The organism is Muribacter muris (assembly GCF_004569585.1).
GTDB lineage: Bacteria > Pseudomonadota > Gammaproteobacteria > Enterobacterales > Pasteurellaceae > Muribacter > Muribacter muris.
The window spans coordinates 47,905-74,695 of the sequence record NZ_SPPA01000012.1 but is presented as its reverse complement, the minus strand read 5'-3'; the positions used below and the strand labels follow the sequence as shown (position 1 = coordinate 74,695).

The following is a 26,791-nucleotide window of genomic DNA, read 5'->3' as shown; positions in this document are numbered from 1 at the left end:
GCGAGCAGTAACACCCGCAATAAACAGTTCAATCAGTTTGTTTTGCTTGTACTGACTTAAACGACTTCTTCTCATAGGGATTATTCTAACCTGAAATTAGATTTCCCTAGTTATCTAGTACAGCCCCTAAAATTTTATCTGGCTTAGAATTAGAACTTGTCGTTCAACCTCGTCAAAAAAGAGAATATAGTGGACAAGATGAATATGGGGAAATTTGGTGATGCCTAAAGATGAGCTATATATCGCAATGAACGGTGTGAAAGTCGGTATTTGGCGGAAATTAAATAACGGTGGCTCGGAATTTCAAGGTTGCTAATCTTGCAATGTTTTGTGTGTTACCGACCGCTTGCAACCTACTATTGAGGTTTAGCAGGAACAGGCTTTTTCTGTTAAAATCCGTACCTTTTCTCCCTCAATCAACGTACGAAAATGCGATGACATTAACTCAAAAAATCAACAACGCTTTTAGTGAAAGTGGCACATTAAGCCGGAATATTCAAGGGTTTAAGCCTCGTGAGGCGCAGTTGGAAATGGCGCAAGCGGTCGGCAGAGCGGTAAAATTGGCAAACAGTGCGGTGATTGAAGCCGGCACCGGTACGGGCAAAACCTTTGCTTATCTGGTGCCGGCGTTGTTGTCCGGCAAAAAAACAATCATTTCCACCGGTTCAAAAAACCTGCAAGATCAACTGTTTAAGCGGGATTTGCCCACAATCCAAAAAGCCTTGAAATATAAAGGTAAAATTGCCTTGCTCAAAGGGCGGGCGAATTATTTGTGCTTGGAGCGTTTAGATCAGGTGATCGCAATGGGGGTATTGGGCGATAAATCGGTGCTATCGGATCTCGGCAAAGTGCGTAAATGGCAGGCGGCAACCCAAACGGGGGATTTGAGCGAGTGCATCGCCCTTGCCGAAGATAGTCCGATTTTACCGCAGCTAGTTTCGACAACCGAGAGTTGTCTTGGATCGGATTGCCCGAACTATAAAGAGTGCTACATCGTTCACGCACGCCGCAGAGCAATGGAAGCGGACGTGGTGGTGGTTAATCATCATCTGTTTTGTGCGGATATGGCGGTTAAAGAAACAGGGTTTGGCGAGTTGATTCCGGAGGCAGAATTGGTGGTGTTTGATGAAGCGCATCAGTTACCGGACATCGCCAGCCAATATTTCGGGCAGTCCCTAACCTCTCGCCAACTGTTTGATTTATGTAAGGATTGCACGATTGTTTATCGCTCGGAGTTGAAAGATCTCGCCCAGCTCGGCAAAGCAGCGGATCATCTGCAAAAAGTGGTGCAGGATTTCCGTTTATTGATTGGAGAGGGCAACAAGCGGGGCAATTTACGGGAATTATTGCAAAATCGCACGGTGGTTGAGGGGCTGAATAAGCTGAATGACACCCTTGAATTTTTGAGCGATGTGGTGAAAAAATCGCTGGGGCGTTCGGAAACCTTAGATAAAATCTTCGAACGTTTGGCAGAAATCAAAGTCAAGCTCAAAAAACTCAGCGATACTACCACGGTAGGTTATTGCTATTGGTATGAAACAAACGGGCGGGCGTTCGGCTTGCACATTACGCCTTTGACGGTGGCGGATAAATTCGGCGAGCAGCTCAACATACAAAAAATCGGTTGGGTGTTTACTTCCGCCACTTTGGAAGTCGGCGGCAAGTTCGACCATTTCTGCCAACGGTTAGGGATTATGAATGCCGAGCAAATGGTGTTGCAAAGCCCGTTTGATTATGCGAAGCAGTCGCTATTGTGTGTGCCTCGTTACCTTCCCGATAGCAATAAAGCTCACACGCTTACGGCGTTGGGGCAGTTACTCAAACCCGTGATTGAGGCAAATAAGGGGCGTTGCTTTTTGCTCTGTACCTCTTATTTTATGATGCGGGGGCTGGCGGATTTTCTGCGGGAACACAGCGATTTAAGCGTGTTGCTACAAGGGGAAACCAGTAAAAGTCGCCTGTTGGAAAAATTTGTCGCCGAGCCGAACAGTGTGTTGGTTGCCACTCAAAGTTTTTGGGAAGGGATTGATGTGCGGGGCGATGCACTTTCATTGGTGATTATTGATAAACTGCCCTTTACCGCACCGGACGAACCGTTGCTCAAAGCAAGAATGGAAGATTGTCGCTTGCAAGGGGGCGATCCCTTTAACGATATTCAAATTCCCGAAGCGGTCATTACGCTTAAACAAGGTGTGGGACGGCTTATCCGTGATGTAACGGACAGAGGGGCGGTGATTATCTGTGATGCCCGATTGGTGATGCGGCAATATGGGGCGACTTTCCTGAAAAGTCTGCCGCCCTCCCAACGCACACGGGATTTGGGGAAAGTGATTGGCTTTTTACAAGCACAGGGTAACTAACAAGCGGTCGGTTACGGCATATTTTTTGCAAAATACCGCCTTTGTTAGTGTTGTTTAAAGGATAATGGCGGTATGTTACGGATAATATTAGGCAAGCTGTTACGCTTTTGCGTCGCACTTGGGCTTTTATGTTTAATGCTTTATTTAGGAAAAGGGCTGGCGTGGCTAGTACCAATTGGTATATCGGAAAGTATTTAGGGATTGCTGCTTTTATTTGGTGGATTGACGTTAGGTTTTATCAAGCTGAATTGGGTGTTACCGGCTTCCCGCCCCTTGTTACGTTATATGACACTCTTTTTTCTGCCGATTTGTGCCGGCATTGTTGAGCAAACAGAGGTGTTACTGGCGCATCTAAATGCGTTAGTGATGGCTAATTTTTTTAGTGCCGTGCTATCTTTAATCGTTATTGGCTACTTTTCTCAATGGCTGTTTAGCCTTTCAGTAAAACGGGAGCGCCGTCGATGAATGTGCCGATTTATGCTTACTCATTACTGACGGTTGCGGTGTTCATTGTGGTGTTGAAGCTAAGTAAAACACTCAAATCTGCGGTGTTGAACCCTTTCATTTTATCGCTATTATTGTTAGCGGCGATATTGGTGTTATGTCATATTCCCTTTGGCGATTATTATCAAGGTAATTTTCCGATCAATCAGCTATTAGGTGTGTCGGTTGTCGCCCTTGCCGTACCGTTTTATGAGCAATTACCGCAAATTCGCAAGCATTGGCGTGTCATTACAATCGTGGTGTTAGCCGGCTCGCTTTTTTCGATGTTGACGGGGGTATTGCTGGCACTACTGTTTGGCGCAAGCCAAGAGATCATTATGGCGATTTTGCCTAAATCGGTAACCACGGCGATTGCCGTTTCGATTGTCGATCAAATCGGCGGTAATTCGGCGGTTGGGGCGGTTGCGGTTACTGTATCGGGTTTGACCGGCTCGGCATTCGGTATTGCCGTATTACAGTGGTTGAAAGTGCGTAATGCCCGTGCAGTCGGGTTGAGTATGGGGGCGGTCTCCCACGCATTAGGCACGGCTCGTTCAATGGAATATAGCGTAAAAGCAGGGAGCTATGCGTCCGTTTCGCTAGTGTTGTGCGGATTGGTATCGTCCCTGCTTGCCCCTTTGTTGTTTAAATGGGTGATTTGCGGGTGGTTTTAAATTTGGCATAACCGCCGTTTGCCTTTAGAATAAGCCACTTTTTACGATAAAGTTGAAATATTATGTCAAAACCTTCTTTCTCATTTGATGAGATAACCCACGATCAATCGACTTGGCAGACGTTTAAACGCTTGTGGCCGATGATCTCACCGTTTAAAGCGGGTATTTTGGTAGCAATGTTAGCAATGGTGCTGAATGCAGGTGCAGACGCTTACCTCATCACAATGCTAAAACCGTTAATTGATGAGGGCTTTGGCGGAACGTCCGATCGTAACTTTCTGAAAATGATGGCGTTTATTGTGGTCGGGCTGATTTTCGCACGGGGGCTGACCAGCTTTGTATCCAGCTACTGTTTGGCGTGGGTGTCCGGTAAAGTGGTGATGACAATGCGTCAAAAGGTGTTTAAGCATTTGATGTTTATGCCTGTTACTTTTTTCGATCAAAATTCCTCTGGCAAATTATTATCCCGCATTACATACGATTCCGAACAGATCGCCAATTCTTCCGCCAGTGCCTTGCAGAGCGTGGTACGGGAGGGGGTTTATATTCTCTTTTTAGTGGCAACAATGTTTTATTACAGTTGGCGGTTATCCCTTGTGCTATTTCTTATCGGGCCGATTATTGCCGTGCTGATTCGCCTAGTGTCGAAGCGCTTCCGCCGTTTAAGCCGCAATATGCAGGAGTCAATGGGCAGTATGACGGAAAGTGCCGAGCAAATGCTACGGGGGCATAAAGTGGTACTCTCTTTTGGCGGGCAGGCGGTCGAAGAACACCGCTTTAACCATACCAGTAATGATATGCGTCGCAAAGGAATGAAAATGATGGCGGCAACAGCGATTTCCGACCCGATTATCCAAGTGATCGCCTCATTAGCGTTAGCGGTAGTGCTGTTCTTAGCCGGCTCACCGGAGATTATGGGCGATAGTCTGACCGCCGGCGAGTTTGCCGCTGTTATCGGTGCGTTGATGGGCATTCTGCGTCCGCTGAAAACCCTCACTAACGTCAATGCACAATTCCAACGGGGAATGGCGGCTTGTCAAACGCTATTCACCCTATTTGATTTACCGACCGAGCGGGATCAGGGTACTCATCAAACTTCTCGTGCAAAAGGTGATATTCGCTTTGAAAACGTCTCTTTCACCTATTACGGCAAAGATCAGCCGGCACTCAATCACATTTCGTTTGAATTGCCGGCAGGTAAAACGCTGGCGTTAGTCGGGCGTTCAGGTTCGGGGAAATCCACCATTGCTAATCTGATTACCCGTTTTTACGAGATTGACGGCGGCACGATTTTACTGGACGGCAAAAATATTCAGGATTATCGCTTGAATAATCTGCGTGAACAGTGTGCGATCGTCTCTCAACAGGTTCACCTGTTTAACGACACCATTGCCAATAATATCGCCTATGCCGCACAAGATAAATTCAGTCGTGCCGAGATTGAGCGGGCAGCTAAAGCGGCGTATGCGATGGAATTTATCGAAAAAATGCCGCAGGGTTTGGATACCGTGATTGGCGAAAACGGTGTGAGCTTATCGGGCGGGCAGCGGCAACGTCTGGCAATCGCCCGTGCATTGTTGCGTAACTCGCCGGTGCTGGTCTTAGATGAGGCGACTTCCGCTCTTGATACGGAATCGGAGCGGGCAATTCAAGCGGCATTGGACGAACTGCAAAAAGACCGCACCGTATTGGTGATTGCTCACCGCCTTTCCACGATTGAAAAAGCCGATGAAATTTTGGTGATCGATCACGGTCGGATTATAGAACGTGGCACTCACCAAGCGTTACTGGCACAAGGCGGCGCGTACAAACAGCTCCACCAAATGCAGTTTAGTGAATAGCGGGGTGAAAATCCCTATTCGGTTGTAGCACGGCTATTTAGTGCAGAAATACCACGTTGATGCCGTTAATAGATTGAAATCATTTCAGAGTAGATCTGATGTGGCATCGACAAGCGGTCATTTCCGCAATAACATTTGCAATTTCAGGCAGTAATCGGTAAGGTTATCGCCTATTTCATTGTTTTTTATTTTTTAAGAGGTTTTCGTATGAAAATTATCCTATTAGGTGCACCGGGGGCGGGTAAAGGCACGCAAGCCCAATTTATGATGAACAAATTCGGTATTCCGCAAATTTCAACGGGGGATATGTTCCGTGCGGCGATTAAAGCCGGCACCGAGTTAGGTAAACAAGCTAAGGCGTTGATGGACGAAGGAAAATTAGTGCCGGACGAGCTGACGGTAGCATTGGTTAAAGATCGTATTGCCCAGCCGGATTGTGCCAACGGTTTTTTATTAGACGGTTTTCCTCGTACGATTCCGCAAGCCGATGCGTTGAAAGAATCCGGCGTGAAAATTGATTTTGTGTTGGAATTTGATGTGGCTGATGAGGTGATTGTGGAACGTATGAGCGGTCGCCGAGTGCATCAAGCGTCAGGACGTACTTACCACGTGGTGTATAACCCGCCGAAAGTGGAAGGCAAAGACGATGTAACCGGCGAAGAGTTAATTATTCGTCCGGACGACAAAGCGGAAACCGTGTTAGAGCGTTTGGCAATTTATCATAAACAGACCAAGCCATTGATTGCCTACTACACCGCTGAAGCCGAAGCCGGCAATACCCAATATTTCCGTTTAGACGGCACACAGCCGGTCGAAAAAGTCAGCGAAGAATTAAATCGCATTTTAGGTTAATTCAATAAGCGCTCGGTTGGAGCAAATTTTTTGTAACACACGAGGATATATCCGTATCATATTTTGAAATCCTTTGGTGTTTGACGGGGTAGGTATAACTTGTCTAGGCTTCGTTTTTAGATCGTACGGCAAAAATTTTGCCAAAACCAACCGCTTGTATCACTTTGGGACGCTTTTGCGTCCCTTTTGTTTTCGTGATCTGTGTAACAATTTTGCAATATTTCTTTACAAAAACACCGCTTGCATAAAAAAATCTATTGCAGTTCATTCAAAAATTTGTATATTGAAGCCCTAGCCAATTTTACAACGATGCAAATAACCCTAGGAGTGAAAATGAAAAAGCTAACACAACTCTCCCTCTTGGCTTTGGCGGTGGCGTCCGGTTCGGCAGCGGCAGCACCAAAAACCTTTGTTTACTGCTTGGAAGCCTCTCCTTCCTTTTTAAGCCCGCAGCTTGGGACAGACGGCGCAACCTTAGATGCCTCTTCCCGTGCTATGTTTAATCGCTTAACGGCGTTTAAAGCGGGAGAAACCAGCGTTGAGCCGTCTTTGGCGGAAAGTTGGGAAGTGTCGGAGGATAAGAAAACCTACATTTTCCATTTGCGTAAAGGCGTGAAATTCCATTCAGCAAAAGACTTTACCCCAAGCCGTGATTTTAATGCGGACGATGTGCTGTTCTCGTTCAACCGCCAGCTTGATCCGAATCACCCTTATCACAAAGTATCCGGCGGAAATTATGAATATTTTGTCGGAATGGATATGCAAAATATCATTCATAAAGTGGAAAAAATGGATGATTATACGGTAAAAATCAGCCTAAATACGCCGAATGCGCCGTTTTTAGCCAATTTAGCGATGGATTTTGCCTCAATTATGTCGGCGGAGTATGCCGATAAAATGTTGAACGCCGGTACGCCGGAGAAAGTGGATACCAACCCGATCGGCACAGGGGCTTTCCAATTTGTCGATTATAAAAAAGATTCCCAAATCCGCTATAAAGCCTTTGAACAATATTGGGACGGTAAGCCGGCGATTGACCGCTTAGTGTTCTCGATTACCCCTGATGCGTCCGTGCGTTATGCCAAATTACAAAAAGCGGAGTGCCACGCCGCACCTTATCCAAATCCGGCGGATATTGAAAAAATGAAAAATGATCCGGCGATTAACCTGATGAGTAAACCGGGGCTGAATATCGGCTATTTGAATTTTAACGTGCAAAAAGCACCGTTTAATAATGTGAAAGTGCGTCAAGCGTTAAGTTATGCGGTGAATAAACAGGCGATCATTGATGCGGTTTATCAAGGCTCGGGACAAGTGGCAAAAAATCCGATTCCGCCGACAATGTGGAGCTATAACGAAAACACACCGGATTATGACTATAATCCGGAAAAAGCCAAAGCCTTGTTAAAAGAAGCCGGCTTTGAAAACGGTTTTGACACGGATTTGTGGGCAATGCCGGTTTCCCGCCCGTATAATCCGAACGCACGGCGGATTGCGGAGTTGATTCAGGAAGATTGGAAAAAAGTCGGCGTGAATGCCAAAATCGTCAGCTATGAGTGGGGTGAATACCTTAAACGTATGCGGGCGGGCGATCACCAAACAGGCTTAATGGGTTGGTCGGGCGATAACGGCGATCCGGATAACTTCTTAAATACGCTATTAAGCTGCTCAGCGGTGGAGTTAGGTTCGAACTACGCCAAATTCTGTCATAAAGGGTTTGATGAATTAGTAGTAGGCGCATCACAAGAAACGGATCACGCCAAACGAGTTGCGCTGTACGAACAAGCCCAGCTCGTCTTTAAAGAACAAGCACCGTGGATTACCTTGGCGCACTCCACCTCGTATTTCCCTGTACGCAAAGAAGTCAAAGGCTATGTGATGAGTCCGTTTAGCGTACACAGCTTTGAAAAGGTGGATTTAGACAGCCAATAATTCGGCAGTAATGCCCTTTACAAGCGGTCAGTTTATGGTAAATTCTTGCGATATTATGTTGCTTGCAATATCGTTCATCATTGAGAGACGCAGGTTTAATAACACTTAGCATTGTGCCATTTATGATGAACAGCAGTAAGCATCATCATATTGTAAAAAGTACGCCAAAAACCGACCGCTTGCTAACTTAAACACCGAGAGTTTGAATGTTTCAATTTATTCTTAAACGTATTTTAATGGTTATCCCAACCTTCTTTGCGATAACCTTAATTACTTTTGCTTTAGTTCACCTTATTCCCGGCGATCCGATTGAGATCCGAATGGGCGAGCGGGGGCTTAGCCCCGAAATTCACGCCCAAATGATGAGCCAGCTTGGCTTGGATTTACCCCTTTACGAACAATATTTCAACTATATCAAAGGCGTATTTCAGGGCGATTTGGGCAATTCTTTTCGCAATAATGAACCGGTTTTAAAAGAGTTTTTCACACTGTTTCCTGCGACGGTGGAATTAGCGTTTTTTGCTCTGCTATGGTCGCTGATCGGCGGTATTGTGTTGGGGGTGATTGCTGCGGTGAAAAAAGAGTCGTGGCTTTCCCACGCCGTAACGTCCCTGTCGCTGACCGGCTATTCAATGCCGATTTTTTGGTGGGGGCTGATTTTAATTCTTTATGTTTCAACCCCGTTGGGGTTGCCGGCTTCCGGCCGTTTACCCGCAGAATTTTGGATTGAGGCGGACACCGGGTTTATGCTGATTGACACTTGGCGTTCAGACGAACCGGGAGCATTTTTAGCGGCTATCAAATCCTTAATTTTACCGGCGATTGTACTGGGGACGATTCCGTTGGCAATTATTACCCGTATGACCCGTTCCTCAATGTTAGAAGTGCTGGGTGAGGATTATATCCGCACGGCGAAAGCCAAAGGGCTGAATACCACCCGCATTGTCATTATTCACGCGCTGCGTAATGCGTTAATTCCGGTGGTTACGGTGGTGGGGCTGATTGTCGGGCAGCTATTATCGGGAGCAGTATTAACGGAAAATATTTTCTCGTGGCCGGGGATCGGCAAATGGATTATTGATGCGATCAATTCCCGTGATTACCCGGTATTGCAAGGCTCGGTACTGATTATTGCAACCTTAATTATTTTCGTGAATTTGTCGGTTGATCTGCTTTACGGTATTGTGAATCCGCGTATTCGCCATACCTAATTTTGTTTGGAGTGATAATGTCTCATCTTGAATCCGCTTCACCGGCACCGCTTACCCCGTTACAAGAATTTTGGTTTTATTTCCGCCAAAATAAAGGGGCGGTGATTGGACTGGCTTTTATTGTTTTTGTGGCGTTTGTTTGTCTTTTTGCCGATGTGGTTGCCCCTTTCGACCCGATTAGCCAAAATCGCAGTGCCTTATTATTACCGCCTGCGTGGTTTGACGGCGGGCAAGCGCCTTATTGGCTCGGTACTGATGATATTGGGCGGGATATTCTGTCCCGTATTATTTATGGGGCAAGATTGTCGATTTTTATCGGCTTGCTGATTGTGTTGATGTCTTGCGTATTAGGCGTGATCTTAGGCTTAATTGCCGGTTACTATGGCGGCACGATTGACATTGTGATTATGCGCTTTGTCGATATTATGCTTGCAATTCCAAGCCTGTTGCTTACCATCGGTGTAGTAACGATTTTAGGGCCTTCGCTTGTGAATGCGGCGATTGCGATCGCCGTGGTCTCCATTCCGAGCTATGTCCGTTTAACCCGTGCCTCCGTGCTGAGTGAAAAAAATCGGGATTATGTAACCGCTTCCAAAGTGGCGGGGGCAGGTGTTACACGGTTAATGTTCATCGTGATCCTGCCAAACTGCCTTGCCCCGCTGATTGTTCAAATGACAATGGGGATCTCCAACGCAATTTTAGAACTTGCCGCTCTAGGCTTCTTAGGGATTGGGGCGCAACCGCCGACACCGGAGTTAGGGACAATGTTGGCGGAATCCCGCAGTTTTATGCAGTCGGCAAACTGGCTGGTTACGATTCCGGGGCTGGCAATTTTATCGCTAGTGTTGGCATTTAACCTGATGGGCGATGGCTTGCGTGATGCACTCGATCCAAAATTAAAGCAGTAGGAGGACGCAATGGCATTATTAGAAGTAAACCAGCTTTCCGTCCATTTCGGTGAACAAAAAAGCCCGTTTAAAGCGGTGGATCGGATCAGCTATCAAGTCAATGAAGGCGAAGTGTTGGGGATTGTCGGTGAATCGGGATCGGGTAAATCGGTCAGCTCACTGGCGATTATGGGGTTGATTGATTTCCCCGGGCGAGTAATGGCGGAGGCACTGCACTTTCACGGCAAAGATCTGCTCGCACTGACGCCGAAAGAAAAACAACAGATTATCGGTGCCGATGTGGCGATAATTTTCCAAGACGCTATGACCAGCCTCAACCCGAGCTATACAGTCGGCTATCAGATTATGGAGGCGTTAAAGGTGCATCAAGGCGGCACAAAAGCAAGCCGCCGCCAACGGACGATTGAACTATTGACTATGGTGGGCATTCCCGATCCCGAATCTCGCTTGTCCGTTTATCCTCACCAACTTTCCGGCGGAATGAGCCAGCGGGTGATGATTGCAATGGCGATTGCCTGTAACCCTAAGCTACTGATTGCCGATGAACCGACTACGGCGTTAGACGTAACGATTCAAGCACAAATTATCGATCTGCTACTGACCTTGCAACGCAAAGAGAATATGGCGTTGATTTTGATTACCCACGATCTTGCGTTGGTGGCTGAGTCGGCACACCGTATTATTGTGATGTATGCGGGGCAAGTGGTGGAAGAGGGCAAAGCCGAGCACATTTTCCACTCCCCGCTTCACCCTTATACGCAAGCATTACTCAAAGCACTGCCCGAATTTGCGGAGGGCAAATCCCGTCTGCAATCGCTACCTGGTGTCGTGCCGGGCAAATACGATCGCCCGCAAGGGTGCTTGCTCAACCCACGTTGCCCTTATGCAACGGAGCGCTGCCGCCGTGAAGAACCGCCGTTACATCAGCTTAACGGCCGCCAAGTGAAATGCTATACGCCATTGAATGCGCAAGGTCAGCCAGAGGCTTTTATCGGATAACTCAAATGCAAAAAAACGATCACAACTCACCGCTTCTTGAAGCGGTGGAATTGAAAAAATATTATCCCGTTAAACAGGGAATGTTCCGCCAGCCTAAGTTGGTGAAAGCGGTGGACGGCGTTTCTTTCAGTCTCGAACGAGGCAAAACCCTTGCCGTTGTAGGCGAATCAGGCTGCGGCAAATCGACCCTTGGGCGTATGCTCACAATGATTGAATGTCCGACCGAAGGGCAATTATTCTATAACGGACAGAATTTTTTAGGCAGCGATCAAGCCACCAACCAGCTTCGCCGCCGAAAAATTCAAATTGTGTTTCAAAATCCTTATGCGTCCCTTAACCCTCGCAAAAAAGTCGGCACAATTTTAGAAGAACCGCTGAAAATTAACACGGCGTTATCCGCCAAAGAGCGAAAAGCCCAAGTGCTTGAAATGATGGCAAAAGTCGGCTTAAAACCTGAGTTTTACGACCGCTATCCGCATATGTTTTCTGGCGGGCAACGCCAACGTATTGCGATTGCCCGTGGATTAATGCTGCACCCCGATATTGTGGTGGCAGACGAACCGGTTTCGGCATTGGACGTTTCGGTACGGGCGCAGGTACTGAATTTAATGATGGATTTGCAGGTGGAAATGGGGCTGTCCTACGTGTTTATTTCCCACGATTTATCGGTGGTGGAACACATTGCGGACGAAGTAATGGTAATGTATTTAGGGCGTTGTGTTGAACAGGGTGAAACCAAAACCCTTTTTAGCAACCCACGCCACCCTTATACGCAAGCCTTACTCTCGGCAACACCGAGATTAAACCCAAACCAACGGCGGGAACGGATTAAACTGACCGGCGAGCTGCCAAGCCCCCTTAACCCGCCGAAAGGTTGTGCCTTCCACGCACGTTGTTGGAAAGCGACAGAGCGTTGCAAGCAAGAGCGTCCGGTGTTAGAAAGTCGGGCGGACGGCACAAAAATTGCTTGTTTTTGGGCTGATGAGTGATTTTTTGATGTGAACCTCATTGCAATTCTTCTCACGTTGCCGATTTTCTCTTATGCCGTCGGTTAAATGCGCTTCAAGAAAGGTAGGGATTATTTAAACGCCGAATATTCCTTATCTTTTACGCACTTGCAGTGTTATATTACAGTTGCACAACGTTAAATGAGCCGCTGTCCGTTTAATCATATCTAGATTGTGTGGTTATATGAAAGAGGCTAGCGTGGCGTTTCTACAAGAATATTGCAAATTTTCTGCCCTAACCGACCGCTTGTACTTGCAGGAACGGAAGCGGTTGATTACACTTCCTCTCTTTGACTACTATCGGCTGATTATGAGAATACCCAGAGTTTACCACCCCGAATTATTGTCCGGCAAAACCCATTGCCAGTTAAGCGAAGATGCTGCCAACCATATTGGTCGGGTACTGCGAATGGGAGAGGGAGAAGATATTATTCTGTTTGACGGCACAAACCGGATTTTTCACGCGACCATTGCACAAGTGCATAAAAAGCAAATTGAGGTACGGATTCATCACAGCGAATTTGACGATCGGGAATCTCCCCTTGCTATTCATTTAGGGCAAGTCATTTCACGGGGGGAGCGAATGGAATTTACCATTCAAAAATCGGTAGAATTAGGGGTGAAAACGATTACGCCGCTTTGGTCGAGCCGTTGTGGTGTGAAATTAGATGCCGAACGGCAGGATAAAAAAATTCAACAGTGGCAAAAAATTGCAATAGCCGCTTGTGAGCAGTGTGGGCGTAATGTTGTACCGGAAATCCGTCCGATAATGCCGTTGGCGGATTGGTGTAAAGAGCAGGACGAGATGTTAAAACTGAACCTCCACCCTCGTGCCGAGTACAGTTTAAAATCCTTGCCGTCAATTCCGAAAGCGGGCGTTCGCTTGCTAATTGGCTCGGAAGGCGGGTTGTCGGTGGAAGAAATTGCAATGACGGAAACGCAAGGTTTCACAGAAGTGCTACTTGGGAAAAGGGTGCTTCGCACTGAAACGGCGGCATTAGCCACCATTACCGCATTGCAGATTTTATATGGGGATATGAGCTAAATGATGAATTTACAAGGCAAATTTTTAATTGCTACCCTTGATATGCTGGACGATTATTTTGAGCGCACTGTGATTTATCTCTGCGAGCATAATGAACAGGGTGCTTGGGGGGTAATGATTAACTCGCCGACTGATCTCTCGGTAATGGAATTGTTAGCAAAAATGGACTTTTTAATGGCAAACAGCCGGAATTACAGCCAAGATCAGTTGGTCTTGAGCGGTGGGCCGGTCAGCCAAGAGCGAGGCTTTATTTTACACACTCCGACACCGCAATCATTTCTACATAGCTATCCGGCGGGCAATGACTTGATAATGACAACTTCCGGCGATATTTTGGAAACGTTCGGGCAGGCGGTTGCGCCGGAAAATTTTATTGTCTGTTTGGGGTGCTGTACGTGGAAACCGGATCAATTAGAGCAGGAAATTGCTCAAAATAGCTGGGCGGTTGCACCGTTTGATAAAACCATTTTATTTCAAACGGGCTATTTGGATCGTTGGGTGGAAGCCAATGGCTTATTAGGGGATAACATTCCCACTGCTGCAGGGAGAGCTTAAATGGGGAAGACCGTGATTGCCTTTGATTTCGGCACAAACAGTATCGGTTGTGCTGTTGGTCAGAGTATTACCGGTACGGCTCAGAGTTTGCCGGCGTTCAAAGCACAAGACGGGGTACCTAATTGGCAGGAAATCGGCAAGCTGCTGGCACAATGGCAGCCGGATCTGCTGGTCGTCGGTTTGCCGCTTAATATGGATGGTACGGAGCAGACATTGACACAACGGGCGAAAAAGTTTGCCAACCGTCTGCACGGGCGTTTTAATTTGCTGGTTGTATTACAAGATGAGCGACTGACAACGGTTGAAGCGAAAGCAGAAATTTTTGCCCGTGGCGGCTATCGGGCATTAAAAAAAGGCAAAGTTGATGGAATTTCAGCCTGTTTGATTTTAGAAAGTTGGTTTGATAGCCAAGGTTAGCGGATAACAAGCGGTCGGTTTTGTCTCAAAATATGCACGATGGCGTTATTGTCTAGTAAATGATAAAAAGCGCTTTCAATGACAATCTAAAGACAAATAGTGATGTTCGTTATATGCGGAAATCATTATTATATCTGTTGTTTTTATGTTTAGCGTGCAAAGCTAGGCATAATTCTGAATAATGTTTTTTTAGTTTTGCCTATGGGTTGGCAGCTTGGCACGGAAATTGTCAATTGTTAATAAAATAATTGCAACGATAAGGCAAGCCAATAAAAGATAGGATTTTGTCTCTAACACTTCGCCGATCGCAAACGAGATCATCAGCATCACCAACGGTTCGGCATAGCCTAATAGACCTAATACGTTAATCGGTAATAAATTACTGGAATAAATATATAAAATAAATGCCATACCATTAACCAGCCCAAATAAAATTAAATAGCCGTAAAAATAGTGATTTTTCAGTAAAATGATTTCGCTGTCTATTTGCCAAATAAAATAAACGGCTAATGGCAATAAGAGTAATAACTCCACACAAAATGTGGCGAGTGTATTGATATTAAAATAGCGGCGTAATGCAATATAAATCGGGTAGCCGAAGCCTGCGACAAAAGTTGCCCAAGAGATTTCATCGGCTAAGATAATGTTCGTGCCTACGCCTAAGCAGGCGAACGCCAACGCCCACCATTTTAAACGGGAAAAATGCTCTTTGAAGATCAATTTACCTAATGCTACGGCAACTAACGGCAATAATAAATAACCGATAGAGACTTGAATGGCTTGGTGATTATTGGGTGCCCAGAGAAATAACCATAATTGAACGCCGGTATTGAGGGTTAATAATAAAATCACGCCGATTAAATGGGGTTGTCGGCGAATATTGGCAAACAGCTTGTTAAAATTATTTTGTTGTTGAAAGAGGAATATCGCAAATAAAATAATCGGCAATAAAATGATAATGCGTAAACCGAGCATTTCGGTATCGGTTAAAGGCTGTAAGAGCAACGCAAAATAGTAGCCCGTACCAAATAAAATATTGCTGATGAGCGCTAGAAATATGCCTTTTGCCACTGTTCCCCCTTATTTTTGTCCTTTTCGATGATGAAAAATCCCTTCAAAAACCAACAAGGCAATCGCAATACTCAAACAGAGCATCAGCACATAGGCATTTTGATCCAACGCTTCACCGATTAAAAACGACACAACCAACATTGAGGCTGGCTCAACGTAACTTAACAGCCCCAATACGTTAATCGGCAAAAGGCTACTGGCAATCACATAGGCGATTAACGCCGAGCCGCTAACCAGCCCCAGTAACATTAGCCATTCGTAAATGAGCGGATTTTTCGCCAGTACAGCGTCCATATCTGTCTGCCACACAAAATAACTGGCGGCGGGCAGCATCAACACTATTTCACAGATAAAACTGGAGAGGTGTGAAATCGCAAAATATTTGCGCAGGCTGAAGTAGAGCGGGTAGCCGAGCAGTACCATCAGGGTTGCCCAAGAGAGCGTGCCTGCGGTGATTAACGTCAGCAATACGCCGATAATGGCAAACAGAATGGCGGCAATTTTCAGGGGCGAAAGGCGTTCTTGAAAGATAAAGCGCCCAACGGCAACCATTGCGATCGGCATCAACAGATAACCGATTGAAACATCGATCGCCGCATTATTATTCGGTGCCCAAAGGAACAGCCACATTTGCGATGCCGTAATCGCGGAGGTGATACACAGCACCAAGATCAAGCGGGGAGATTGACGCAATTTTTGCAAAAAACGGCGAAATTCACCCGCTTGTTTGAAAATCACAAGGGCAATAAACAAAAAAGGCAACGTAACCCAAATCCGAAAGCCATAGATACTCTCGCCGGAGAGGGGGCTAAGGGCAGTGGACAAATAGTAAAGCCCGCCAAATAAAAACGAAGCGGAAAGCGAAAACAATGTACCTTTAAGCATTGCTATTTGTCCTGATTCATTATTGACGATAATTCTGCAAAAATTTCGCTAACCGACCGATGGCGGTTTCTAATTGATGCACGTGTGCCAAGCTGACGACACGGAAGTGATCCGGTTTATGCCAGTTAAAGCCCGAACCTTGCACGAGCAACACTTTTTCTTGGCGTAATAGATCTAACACGAATTGCTGATCGTTCTGAATACCGTACATTTCCGTGTCGATTTTCGGGAATAGGTACATTGCCCCTTTCGGTTTAACGCAGCTTATCCCAGGAATTTGGGTGAGCAGCTCGTGCGCTTTGTTGCGTTGTTCCAACAAACGCCCGCCGGGCAGAATAAATTCATTGATGCTTTGATAGCCGCCCAATGCCGTTTGAATTGCGTGTTGCATCGGCGTATTGGCACATAACCGCATTGATGCCAGCGTATCCAAACCTTCAATAAAGCCTTTTGCCTGCTGTTTCGGACCGTTTAGCACCATCCACCCCTGACGGAAGCCTGCCACCCGATAGGCTTTGGATAAGCCGTTATAAGTAACGGTTAACAGATCAGGCGCAAGGGCGGCAATGTGGTGATGCACTGCACCGTCATAGACAATTTTCTCGTAGATCTCGTCTGAAAAAATCATCAGATTGTGTTGGCGTGCGACTTCCGCAATCTCTAACAACAGTTGGCGGCTATAGACCGCACCGGTCGGGTTATTTGGGTTAATCACCAAAATGGCTTTGGTATTCGGGGTAATTTTCGCTTTAATATCCTCAATATCCGGAAACCATTCATTTTCTTCATCGCACAAATAATGCACCGCTTTCCCTCCGGCTAAGGTCGCAGCCGCTGTCCAAAGCGGATAATCCGGCATCGGGATCAGAATTTCATCGCCGTCATTTAACAGCGCCTGCATAGACATCGTAATCAGCTCCGATACCCCATTGCCGATATAGACATCGCCCACATCAATATCCCGTAGCCCTTTAAGTTGGTAATATTGCACAATCGCTTTACGGGCGGAATATAACCCTTTTGAATCGCAATAACCCTGTGCGGTCGGCAAATTGCGGATAACATCCACCAAAATTTCCGCCGGTGCGTCAAAACCGAAAGGGGCGGGGTTGCCGATATTCAGCTTGAGAATTTTATGCCCTTCTTCTTCAAGGCGGATTGCCTCTTTATGTACCGGGCCACGAATATCGTAGCGAACGTGGGTCAGTTTATCTGTCTTTGCAAATCGTTCCATTTTCTCTTCCTCGGATTTTCATCGTAAAAAATGCTTCACTCTACTCCGATTTGTTGGGAAAAAAAAGAGAAAATACGTTAAAATGACGCTCTTTTTTGCTGCAAGCGGTTAGATTGCCTCAATATTTTACAAATGTCTATTTTTCATCAATTAAAACAACAACTTAGCCAAAAGATTCAACATCTTGCCGACACGGCGGAATGGATTGAGCTGACAGCGGAGATTGCATTACCCGATGAAACGCCGAATGTATTGGCTTGGTTAAAAGGACAAACGCATTTTCCCCAATATTTTTGGCAAAGCCGTGATGAAGATAACACATTGGTTGCACTGGGAGCTGCCCGCCGTTTTGAGTGCCTTGATGATTCCCAAGCCTTTAGCGAACGCTATGGCTACCGGTTGGTCGGCGGGCTGACCTTTGAGAAAGCGTGCCGTTTTATTTTGCCCCGCCTATTGTTTGTCAAAAACGTGCGGAAACTGACCGCTTACTGCTATTTAAACGGGCAAGAGCGGCAGCAGGTTAGCCAATTTCTCCACCAAATCGCACCTATGACAACCTTGACAAAAACGGCGGGGTGCGAACCGCTTGCACGTCAGCAAGCTGCTACGTTTTCGGATTGGGCGGCGAATATTGAACGGGCGATCCACACCATTCAAACCAGTGAATTAAACAAAGTTGTGCTGGCAAATGCGACTACGCTGACCTTCACTAAGCCGGTTTGCCCTTATGATCTGCTCTTTGCCAGCCAACAAAAAAACCTCGGCTGCTACCATTTTTTATGGTCGGAAAACGGCGAGCAAACGTTTATCGGCTCAAGCCCAGAGCGACTGTATCGGCGGCAAGGGCGTTATTTTTATACGGAGGCACTCGCCGGTACAGCGGCGGTAACGGCAGATGCCGAACAGACGGAATGCAACGCCTTATGGCTGCTCAATGATCCGAAAAACCGTTATGAAAACTGGTTGGTAGTGGACGATATTTGCAGCCATTTAACCGATTGTTCCGCCGATATTCAAGTCGGAGAAGCAGAAATTAAACGGCTTAAAAATGTACAGCATCTACTCCGTTTTATCCAAACTCAACTTGCCGACAAGGTGAAAGACGGCGACTGCCTCGCCCGTATTCACCCGACCGCCGCCGTTGCCGGCTTGCCTCGCCCGCTTGCCACGGAGTTTATCCGCCGACATGAACAGTTTCAGCGAGGTTGGTATGCCGGCACGCTTGGCTATTTCACGCCGGAAAATGCCGAGTTTTGCGTGGCATTACGTTCAGCGTTGATCGAAAAAAATCACATTACCCTCTATGCAGGGGCGGGGATTGTCGAAGGGTCAAAGCCCGATGACGAATGGCAGGAGATTGAGCGAAAATCGCTGGCAATCGCAAATTTATTGACGGTAGAACGTTAAACAAACGGACGCTTGAGCGTCCGTTTCGTTTGATTTATGCCTTTTTCAAAAATTCCGATTTCAGCATAATCTTGCCGCAATCGACATTGTGATCGCCGTGGGCAAGGCGAATCCCTTTGAATTTAGAACCCTTTTTCAATACTTCTGACGAACCTTTTAATTTCAGATCCTTAATTAAGATCACATCATCGCCGTCTGCCAGTAAATTGCCGTTACTATCTTTGACGATCAGTTGATCTTCGTCCGCTTCCTCAACTTCATTGCCTGTCCATTCATAACTGCAATCAGGGCAGACAAACTGAACGGAGTCGTGGTAAGTATTTTCGCCTTTACAAGACGGGCAAATTGGAAAATCCATTGTTATATCCTTCGTTTAAAAACGCCAATTATAACGCAAGCGGTCAGATTTCGACAGTTTTTTACAACAGTCGCTACAAACTCACGCATTTTGTTGATTTTCTAAAGATAGTCTTCCCACAAGGTTTTCCATTGCTCATAATCACTATGGAGGAGTGGTCTAATATGCATTATATTCTCTCAGAAAAAGGATACGGCGTGCGTATCCTTTGCATAAAATGTTTTAAATTCAACCGCTTGCTACATTCCGGCGATGTATTTCAACATCACACCGGCGGCAATGGCTGAACCGATTACACCGGCGACATTCGGCCCCATTGCGTGCATTAGCAGGAAGTTTTGTTTGTCGGCTTCCAGTCCCAGTTTGTTGGATACCCGTGCTGCCATTGGGACGGCGGAAACGCCCGCCGAGCCGATAAGCGGGTTGATTTTGTGCTTACTGAATTTGTTCATTAGTTTCGCCATAATCACACCGCTTGCCGTGCCGATACCAAAAGCAATGATACCCAGTGCCAAAATGCCTAAGGTTTGCGGTTGTAAAAATTTGTCCGCCACCAATTTTGAACCGACCGAAAGCCCTAAGAAGATAGTAACGATGTTGATCAGTGCATTTTGCGACACTTCGTTTAAACGCTCAACCACGCCGCTTACCCGCATTAGATTGCCGAAGCAGAACATTCCCAATAACGGGGCGGCATCAGGTAGTAGCAGGGCGACCAAGAGTAGCAGAATGATCGGGAACAGCACTTTCTCTTTGGTACTGACGGTACGCATTTGCACCATTTTGATTTTACGTTCTTGCTCGCTGATTAAGGCTCGCATAATCGGCGGCTGAATAAGGGGAACGAGAGCCATATAAGAATAGGCGGCAACGGCGATTGCACCCAATAATTCCGGCGCAAGTTTACTGGCGAGATAAATCGCCGTTGGGCCGTCCGCCCCGCCGATAATGCCGATAGCCGCAGCTTGCGGGAGGGTAAATTCAATCACGCCCAACCAGTTTAGCCCGACTGCCCCCAACACCGTTGCAAATATGCCGAATTGGGCCGCCGCCCCGAGTAACAAGGTTCTCGGGTTAGCGAGTAACGGGCCGAAATCGGTCATTGCTCCCACGCCCATAAAGATGATGAGCGGGGCTGCTCCCGACCCAATCGCCACATTATAAAACAGGGCAAGTACGCCGGCGGTATAGCCCATATCGCCCGCGAGCACTTCCATTTGTTGTTTTACCGAAGGCAGTGCAGTCGCAAGGGCGGCTTTGATCGCACTTGGGTCGGCAGCACTGCCTAATTTTGCGGCAATAATGCTAAGTTGTTCCGGCGTGCCTTGATGGAGCATATTATCCAATGCGGTCATTGCCAATCCGGCTTCGGGAATATTTGAGAGTAACCCGCCAAAGCCAATCGGCAGTAAGAGCAACGGCTCAAACTGACGGGCGACCGCCAGCCAGAGCAATAATAGGCTGATAGCGATCATAATCGCCTGACCGATTTCAAGGTGCATCAAGCCCATTCCTTGTACTAAGGCTGAAATACTTTCCATTATTGCTCCTCTATACCAACGTCATCAATGTATCGCCCACTGCAACCACATCACCGGCTTTAACGGCAACCCCCTGTACTTTGCCCGTTTTGGCGGCACAAATTTGCGTTTCCATTTTCATTGCTTCAAGGGTGAGTAGCACATCTCCTTCATTCACAGCCTGCCCTTCGGAGACTAAGACTTTCAAAATATTGCCCGCCATTGGCGCTGCGACCGGTTCACCGCTCGTTGCAGCGGCAGGTTGCGGAGCGGGCTGCTGTGTTTGAGGGGCTGGCGTCGCCACAGGTGCGGACACTTGGGCAATGTCGCTAATATCGCCGCCTTCGCTGACTCTTACCACAAAGGCTTTGCCTTCCAGCTCAACGGTATAAACGGCAGAACCATTGGTTTGGGCAGCTTGTTTCGCTGGTTGAGCGGCTTCAGTTATTGCCGTTGGTGCAGGCTCAAAGGCTGCCGGATTATCCCGATTTTCGAGGAATTTCCACGCAATTTGAGGGAATAACGCCACGATCAACGCATCGTCAATCGCTTCTTTTGCAAGTTTCACCCCTTTTTCGACCGCTTGCTGTTTGACTTGTGCCAATAATGTCTCCATTTCCGGTGCAAGATGATCTGCCGGGCGATCGCTAATCGGTTCTGCCCCCTCTAATACACGGGCTTGTAAATCGGCATTGACCGGTGCGGGCGTGCGACCGTATTCCCCTTTCAAAATACCGGCGGTCTCTTTGGCAATAGTTTTGTAGCGTTCGCCCATTAACACGTTCATCACCGCCTGCGTACCCACAATTTGTGAGGTCGGTGTAACGAGCGGAATATAGCCGAGATCTTGGCGAACGGCGGGGATTTCGTTTAACACTTCATCAAGACGATCGGCGGCGTTTTGCTGTTTAAGCTGATTTTCAAGATTGGTCAGCATACCGCCCGGCACTTGTGCGACTAAAATGCGACTGTCCACGCCTTTTAACTGCCCTTCAAATTGGGCATATTTTTTGCGGACATCACGGAAATAGGCGGCAATGCGTTCCAGTTTGGTAATATCCAACCCTGTGTCGTAGCCTGTGCCTTGTAAGGTTGCCACTAAAGCCTCTGTCGCAGGATGACCGTAAGTGCCGCTCATTGATGAAATGGCGGTATCAATGCCGTCCACGCCGGCTTCAACGGCTTTGAGCAATGCCATTTCCGCCATACCGGTGGTGGCGTGGCAGTGTAGGTGTAGGCGAACGTCATAGCGTTTTTTAATTTCGCTCACTAATTCGTACGCAGCCGTTGGGGTTAAAATACCCGACATATCTTTGATTACGAGGGAATCAATACCGATTTCGAGTAATTGTTCGCTCAGATCCAACCAAGTTTGGAGAGTATGGACAGGGCTGGTGGTGTAGCTTAGCGTGCCTTGGGCGTGCCCGCCTTGTTTACGCACCGCTTGTAATGCTTGTTTCATATTGCGTGGGTCGTTCATCGCATCAAAGACACGGAAAACGCTCATTCCGTTTGCCACTGCCCGTTCGACAAAGCGATCGACCACATCATCGGCGTAGTGGCGGTAGCCCAACAAGTTTTGCCCGCGTAGCAACATTTGTAGCGGGGTTTTCGGCATTACTTTTTTAAGTTCACGCAGGCGTAGCCACGGATCTTCACCTAAAAAACGAATGCAGGCATCAAAAGTTGCACCGCCCCAGGCTTCTAAAGACCAATAACCGATATCGTCCAATGCTTCGGCGATCGGTAGCATATCCTCCAAACGTAAACGAGTGGCAAACAGAGATTGATGCGCATCACGCAAAACCACATCGGTTACCGCAATTTTTTTGAGTTGTGTTGTCATAATTTTTCCTTTTTATTCGTGAATGCCTTGCTGGCGGCGGTGATGGTTGATCGCAGCGATAATAACAGGGCGTAAATGCGCCGCATCGTCAGATACTGCCTGTGGTTGAACCACTGGGGGATTTTGTGGGCTGACGGCATCGCTGAAAAAGCGGTTGATGAGCCGAGACATCAGGGTAATCGCACCAATGAGCAGCAATAAAAACAGTATTACAAAGCCCATTCCCACAAACATCAAATTCACGCCCTCAACGATGAGCTGACTTTCTGTCATAAACAATTTCTCCAAACTAAAATGCAGAAACCACTGCTGATTTCGTCAGCAGTGCTCTGCCAATGTAAATGAGTTTTTGGCTAATTTCAATCCCTAAAACGTTGGAATTTTGTTGAATTTGGCGATAATCCGACCGCTTGTTTAGCCGATTAAATTGCCGATATATTTAGAGAGCGTCATCGCACTAAGCACCGCCATTAGTACAACCACGATCGCGCCGCAAACGGTCATCCAAACAGGGTGTTTGTAGTCGCCGACAATGCGGCTTTTGTGTGCGGCGAGCAGGATCAAGCCGAGGGAGATCGGTAAGATCAAGCCGTTAAGTGTACCGACAAAGACCAACACTTGCGCAGGGCGACCGATAGTTGCTAGCACGGCGGTAGAAATCACGATAAAAGCGATAATCCAGTAATTTTTGTGCTTTTCAATGCTCGGTGAGAAACTGGTGATAAATGATACGGAGGTGTAGGCAGCGCCGATGACGGAGGTAATGGAGGCTGCCCAAATGACAATGCCGAAAATCATCAAGCCGAGGTTGCCGGCAGCATAAGAAAAGGGCGTGGCGGCAGGGTTTTTCGGATCAAGGGTAACGCCTTGGGAAACCACACCTAAGACTGCTAAAAACAGCACGATACGCATAATAGAGGCAATAAGAATGGCGGAGATCGAGCTTTTGCTGACCTGTTTTAGTGCAGATTTGCCGGTAATACCCGCATCCAGTAAACGGTGAGCGCCGGCAAAGGTGATATAGCCGCCGACCGTGCCGCCCACGAGGGTTACTATGGCGATGACGTCCAATTTTTCCGGCAAAAAGGTGTGTACTGCGGCATCAGCTAACGGCGGGTTTGCTTTGACGGCGACATAAATCGTTAAAGCGATCATCACAAAGCCCATTACTTGCGCAAAGCGATCCATTGCTTTGCCGGCTTCCTTGAATAAAAAGATTCCGATTGCCAATGCGCCGCTGATGATGGCACCGGTTTCAGGCGATAAACCGGTGAGAATATTTAAGCCCAGCCCGGCACCGCCAACGTTACCGATGTTAAACGCCAAGCCGCCCATTACGATTAAGATCGCTAAAAAATAGCCTGCGCCCGGTACAATGGCGTTGGCAATATCTTGGGCTTTTTTCTCGGAAACTGCCACAATCCGCCAAATGTTGAGCTGTGCGCCGATATCCAGCAAAATGGAGAGTAAAATCACAAAACCAAAACTGGCAAGCAAGGTTTGGGTAAAGGTTGCGGTTTGGGTTAAAAAGCCCGGGCCGATTGCAGAGGTTGCCATTAAAAAAGCGGCGCCTAACAGGGCATTACGGTTGTTTGACATTGTGTTCCCCTAAATAAAGTGGTTTGTTGTTATGTAATGTAAGTAAGCGGTCGGTTGCGCAGCAATATTTGCAAAAATGCACACACCGAACGGTTTCACGGCATTGTTCAACGCCAATCGTTTTAGGTGAGCGAGTACCGCTCAAACGCCTACGCACGATGCGGATAGTGTTTTCTCCAGCCACGGCATAAGACCTTTTGCAGATTTTTGCCACGAACTCACCGCGTGAATTTAGCCGTTGGCAGAGAGTGCAATGCCTTGCTGGGTCAGTGCCAGCCGAATTTTTTCAGCAAATTCAATGGCGTGTGCGCCATCACCGTGCAGGCAAATGCTGTCGGCTTGGATCGCCACCGTTTGACCGTCTACGGCGGTTACTGTACCGTCTAATACCATTTGTAGCACTTGGCGGATCGCTTCTTCATCGCTCTCAATCAGTGCATCGGCTCGGCTACGCGGGACGAGTGAACCGTCCGAGAGATAATGGCGATCGGCAAAGACTTCGGAAATCACGCCTAATCCTTGTTTTTGAGCGGCATCAAGCATCAGGCTGCCGGCAAGCCCCATCAATTTAAGGTTTGGATCAAAAATCTTGAGGGTGGAGGCGATCAAGGCTGCCAAATGTTCATCTTGTGCGGCTTGGTTGTACAACGCCCCGTGCGGCTTTACATAGGCGAGCGGTACGTCATAGGCTTCACAGAGTGCTTTTATTGCGCCAAGTTGGTAGAGTAGGCAGGCTTGCAACTCTTCGTCGGGCAGAGTCATTGGTGTCCGCCCGAAATTTTTGCGATCGGGAAAACTTGGGTGTGCGCCAACCCGTACTTTGTGTTGCTTTGCCCAAAGGATTGCTTGGCGCATTTTTTGGTAATCGCCTGCGTGTAAGCCGCAGGCGACATTGGCAGAGGTAACTAATTGCAAAAGAGTTTGATCGTTGCCACAGCCTTCGGCGAGATCAACGTTTAAATCAACGTGCTTCATAGACGCATCTCCGTATTCGGTTTAAATAATCTTGATTGGCTTGATAAAGGCTAAGGGCTTGCTCTCGCGATACACATTCAAAATAGACATTACTGCCGAACGGATTTTGGGCTAAGCGACCTAGATCCGCTTGAATGACGCAGGCGATTTTGGGATAACCACCGGTGGTTTGCGCATCTGCCATTAAAATGATCGGTTGCCCGTCCGGCGGGACTTGCACCGTGCCGGCTGGGGCGGCGTAAGAGAGCATTTCAAGCGGTGCGTTGAGGGCTAAAGGTTGCAAACCGCTGAAACGGTAGCCCATTCGGTTACTGTTCGCCTGTAATTGCCAACCTTGTGAGAAAAAAGCCTGTTGGCTCTGCGGGTTGAACGCATCAAATTCTGAGGATTGGGTGGCGTAAATCTTATTGGTAAAGGCAATCGGTTCAACCCCTAGTTGGGATAATGTCGTATCCCGCCGCCCCGTTGCCAAGTGATCGCCGCTTTTGAGCAAACGCCCGTGATAGCCGCCAAATTCGGCTTTCAGATCGGTACTGGCAGAACCCAGCACCAGTGGCACATTAAAGCCGCCTGCTACGCACAGATAGGCATAGTTGCCGGAGATAAAACGTTTTAGGGTTAAACGCTGACGGGCTTTGGCAGTATAACGCCAGTAGGGCAGGACGGGCATACCGTCTAATTCCGCTTCAATTATCGCCCCCGTGATACAAAATGGCGTGGAGCAATCGAAGGTGAGCGTCATTCCGGCAAGTGTCAGCTCGATTGCCGGCGCATTGTCAGGGTTGTCAAGTAACAAGTTGCCCGCTTGAAGTGCCAATGAATCCATTGCTCCGGCGTGTCCGATACCGAAACGGCGTAGCCCAAAGCGCCCTAAATCTTGGATATGGGCAAAGCCCTGCATTTGTTCAATATAAATCATAGTCTGATACTCTCCGCCACAAATCGCACCTGATCGCCTGCTTTGAGTAGAACCGGCGGGCTAAGGGTTAAATCGAAAAGGGCTATCTCGGTTTTACCGAGTAACTGCCACCCGCCCGGCGAACTAAAGGGGTAAATACCCGTTTGGCTGCCGCCGATGCCGACCGAACCTGCCGGCACTTTGGTGCGTGGTACATCACGGCGTGGCGTGTGGAGATTGTCGGGCAAACCGCCTAAATAGGGGAAACCGGGTTGAAAGCCCATCATAAAAACCGTATAGGTAGGTTCGGTATGGCGGCGGATAATGTCTTCGGGGGTGGTCTGGTGAAAGCGGGCGACATCTTGCAGATCTTCGCCAAATTCACCGCCGTAATGGACGGGGATTTCCACTAAACGCCCTTGATGTGTGCTACTTTGATGTTGGAGAGTTTGCCAGCGTTGTTGTAGGATTTCCATTAAAACGCCCGTATCGGCATTGAGATCGTGAAAGACGGTTAAATTATTCATTCCAACGACCACTTCCAGCACATTCGGCAATGTGTTTGCCTCGTCTGCCATTCGCCAAAGGCATTGTTGGTTGTTCAATGTTGCCGGTGGGGGCAAGGTACATAACAAAGAGTGTTCGCTAGTATAGCTAATGGATAACATAGCGTCTCCATATTGTTAAAATAATGTAAATGTGTTTTACGTTATA

25 protein-coding genes and 1 pseudogene are annotated in these 26,791 nt (G+C 47.5%); 14 read left to right on the top strand and 12 right to left on the bottom strand.

Features of this window, described 5'->3' with window-relative positions:
- Positions 1 to 75, bottom strand: a pseudogene (locus tag E4T80_RS06735) (IS1595 family transposase); the annotation flags it as partial.
- 359 nt (positions 76 to 434) lie between these two features.
- On the opposite strand from E4T80_RS06735, the gene E4T80_RS06730 reads away from it, so the two are divergent.
- From E4T80_RS06730 to ruvX, 13 genes are all read left to right on the top strand, one after another.
- A complete protein-coding gene (locus E4T80_RS06730; protein ID WP_135056434.1) occupies positions 435 to 2,360 on the top strand; it encodes an ATP-dependent DNA helicase in 1,926 nt (641 codons plus the stop codon).
- 222 nt (positions 2,361 to 2,582) lie between these two features.
- Positions 2,583 to 2,825, top strand: coding sequence for a CidA/LrgA family protein (locus tag E4T80_RS06725; RefSeq protein WP_407662364.1), 243 nt, complete (start codon positions 2,583 to 2,585; stop codon positions 2,823 to 2,825).
- Positions 2,822 to 3,517, top strand: a complete 696-nt coding sequence (locus tag E4T80_RS06720; protein ID WP_135056431.1) for an LrgB family protein — start codon at positions 2,822 to 2,824, stop codon at positions 3,515 to 3,517. The genes E4T80_RS06725 and E4T80_RS06720 overlap by 4 nt, the downstream gene beginning before the upstream one ends.
- Before the next feature lie 62 nt (positions 3,518 to 3,579).
- Complete coding sequence (gene msbA / locus E4T80_RS06715) at positions 3,580 to 5,358, top strand: lipid A ABC transporter ATP-binding protein/permease MsbA (protein WP_167740701.1); 1,779 nt, start codon at positions 3,580 to 3,582, stop codon at positions 5,356 to 5,358.
- 207 nt (positions 5,359 to 5,565) lie between these two features.
- Positions 5,566 to 6,210, top strand: a complete 645-nt coding sequence (gene adk / locus E4T80_RS06710) for an adenylate kinase (RefSeq protein WP_047977535.1) — start codon at positions 5,566 to 5,568, stop codon at positions 6,208 to 6,210.
- Positions 6,211 to 6,543: 333 nt separating this feature from the next.
- Positions 6,544 to 8,142 carry an ABC transporter substrate-binding protein gene (locus E4T80_RS06705; RefSeq protein WP_135056425.1) on the top strand — a complete coding sequence of 533 codons (1,599 nt, stop codon included), beginning with the start codon at positions 6,544 to 6,546 and terminating at the stop codon, positions 8,140 to 8,142.
- Positions 8,143 to 8,348: 206 nt separating this feature from the next.
- Positions 8,349 to 9,353: an ABC transporter permease subunit gene (locus E4T80_RS06700; protein ID WP_135056422.1), complete on the top strand. Its 1,005-nt coding sequence runs from the start codon at positions 8,349 to 8,351 to the stop codon at positions 9,351 to 9,353.
- A gap of 17 nt (positions 9,354 to 9,370) precedes the next feature.
- Positions 9,371 to 10,261 (top strand): ABC transporter permease subunit, encoded by an 891-nt coding sequence (locus tag E4T80_RS06695; protein ID WP_135056419.1) that lies wholly within the window; start codon positions 9,371 to 9,373, stop codon positions 10,259 to 10,261.
- Between the two features lie 9 nt (positions 10,262 to 10,270).
- Positions 10,271 to 11,260, top strand: a complete 990-nt coding sequence (gene dppD / locus E4T80_RS06690; RefSeq protein ID WP_135056416.1) for a dipeptide ABC transporter ATP-binding protein — start codon at positions 10,271 to 10,273, stop codon at positions 11,258 to 11,260.
- A gap of 5 nt (positions 11,261 to 11,265) precedes the next feature.
- Positions 11,266 to 12,249, top strand: a complete 984-nt coding sequence (locus E4T80_RS06685; RefSeq protein WP_135056413.1) for a peptide ABC transporter ATP-binding protein — start codon at positions 11,266 to 11,268, stop codon at positions 12,247 to 12,249.
- 328 nt (positions 12,250 to 12,577) lie between these two features.
- The gene (gene rsmE / locus E4T80_RS06680; protein ID WP_135056443.1) at positions 12,578 to 13,312 is read left to right on the top strand and encodes a 16S rRNA (uracil(1498)-N(3))-methyltransferase; all 735 of its coding nucleotides are present in this window, start codon (positions 12,578 to 12,580) and stop codon (positions 13,310 to 13,312) included.
- On the top strand, positions 13,313 to 13,867 hold the full coding sequence (locus tag E4T80_RS06675) for a YqgE/AlgH family protein (RefSeq protein WP_135056410.1): 555 nt from the start codon (positions 13,313 to 13,315) through the stop codon (positions 13,865 to 13,867).
- Entirely contained in the window at positions 13,868 to 14,284 is a 417-nt protein-coding gene (gene ruvX / locus E4T80_RS06670; RefSeq protein WP_135056407.1) for a Holliday junction resolvase RuvX, read from the top strand.
- Between the two features lie 189 nt (positions 14,285 to 14,473).
- Here the strand turns inward: ruvX and rarD (E4T80_RS06665) are convergent, their stop codons facing one another.
- The 3 genes from rarD (E4T80_RS06665) to E4T80_RS06655 are packed head-to-tail and all read right to left on the bottom strand — an operon-like array spanning position 14,474 to position 17,474.
- Complete coding sequence (gene rarD, locus E4T80_RS06665) at positions 14,474 to 15,355, bottom strand: EamA family transporter RarD (RefSeq protein WP_135056404.1); 882 nt, start codon at positions 15,353 to 15,355, stop codon at positions 14,474 to 14,476.
- Between the two features lie 9 nt (positions 15,356 to 15,364).
- Positions 15,365 to 16,240, bottom strand: a complete 876-nt coding sequence (gene rarD / locus E4T80_RS06660) for an EamA family transporter RarD (protein WP_135056401.1) — start codon at positions 16,238 to 16,240, stop codon at positions 15,365 to 15,367.
- A gap of 19 nt (positions 16,241 to 16,259) precedes the next feature.
- Complete coding sequence (locus tag E4T80_RS06655; protein WP_135056398.1) at positions 16,260 to 17,474, bottom strand: pyridoxal phosphate-dependent aminotransferase; 1,215 nt, start codon at positions 17,472 to 17,474, stop codon at positions 16,260 to 16,262.
- 132 nt (positions 17,475 to 17,606) lie between these two features.
- On the opposite strand from E4T80_RS06655, the gene E4T80_RS06650 reads away from it, so the two are divergent.
- A complete protein-coding gene (locus tag E4T80_RS06650; protein WP_135056395.1) occupies positions 17,607 to 18,881 on the top strand; it encodes an isochorismate synthase in 1,275 nt (424 codons plus the stop codon).
- A 34-nt stretch (positions 18,882 to 18,915) separates the two neighbouring features.
- Here E4T80_RS06650 and E4T80_RS06645 read toward each other — a convergent pair whose 3' ends face one another.
- The 8 genes from E4T80_RS06645 to pxpB form a co-directional block, all read right to left on the bottom strand.
- Positions 18,916 to 19,239, bottom strand: a complete 324-nt coding sequence (locus E4T80_RS06645; protein ID WP_135056392.1) for a zinc ribbon domain-containing protein YjdM — start codon at positions 19,237 to 19,239, stop codon at positions 18,916 to 18,918.
- A gap of 239 nt (positions 19,240 to 19,478) precedes the next feature.
- Positions 19,479 to 20,780 carry a sodium ion-translocating decarboxylase subunit beta gene (locus tag E4T80_RS06640; protein ID WP_135056389.1) on the bottom strand — a complete coding sequence of 434 codons (1,302 nt, stop codon included), beginning with the start codon at positions 20,778 to 20,780 and terminating at the stop codon, positions 19,479 to 19,481.
- A gap of 10 nt (positions 20,781 to 20,790) precedes the next feature.
- Positions 20,791 to 22,605 carry a sodium-extruding oxaloacetate decarboxylase subunit alpha gene (oadA, locus tag E4T80_RS06635; protein ID WP_135056386.1) on the bottom strand — a complete coding sequence of 605 codons (1,815 nt, stop codon included), beginning with the start codon at positions 22,603 to 22,605 and terminating at the stop codon, positions 20,791 to 20,793.
- A 12-nt stretch (positions 22,606 to 22,617) separates the two neighbouring features.
- Complete coding sequence (locus E4T80_RS06630) at positions 22,618 to 22,878, bottom strand: oxaloacetate decarboxylase subunit gamma (protein ID WP_135056383.1); 261 nt, start codon at positions 22,876 to 22,878, stop codon at positions 22,618 to 22,620.
- Between the two features lie 141 nt (positions 22,879 to 23,019).
- The gene (locus E4T80_RS06625) at positions 23,020 to 24,204 is read right to left on the bottom strand and encodes an NRAMP family divalent metal transporter (protein ID WP_047977518.1); all 1,185 of its coding nucleotides are present in this window, start codon (positions 24,202 to 24,204) and stop codon (positions 23,020 to 23,022) included.
- Between the two features lie 231 nt (positions 24,205 to 24,435).
- Positions 24,436 to 25,179, bottom strand: coding sequence for a 5-oxoprolinase subunit PxpA (pxpA, locus tag E4T80_RS06620; protein WP_135056380.1), 744 nt, complete (start codon positions 25,177 to 25,179; stop codon positions 24,436 to 24,438).
- Positions 25,166 to 26,098 carry a 5-oxoprolinase subunit C family protein gene (locus E4T80_RS06615; RefSeq protein WP_135056377.1) on the bottom strand — a complete coding sequence of 311 codons (933 nt, stop codon included), beginning with the start codon at positions 26,096 to 26,098 and terminating at the stop codon, positions 25,166 to 25,168. The genes pxpA and E4T80_RS06615 overlap by 14 nt, the downstream gene beginning before the upstream one ends.
- Entirely contained in the window at positions 26,095 to 26,745 is a 651-nt protein-coding gene (gene pxpB / locus E4T80_RS06610; RefSeq protein ID WP_135056375.1) for a 5-oxoprolinase subunit PxpB, read from the bottom strand. The genes E4T80_RS06615 and pxpB overlap by 4 nt, the downstream gene beginning before the upstream one ends.
- Positions 26,746 to 26,791 lie beyond the last annotated feature (46 nt).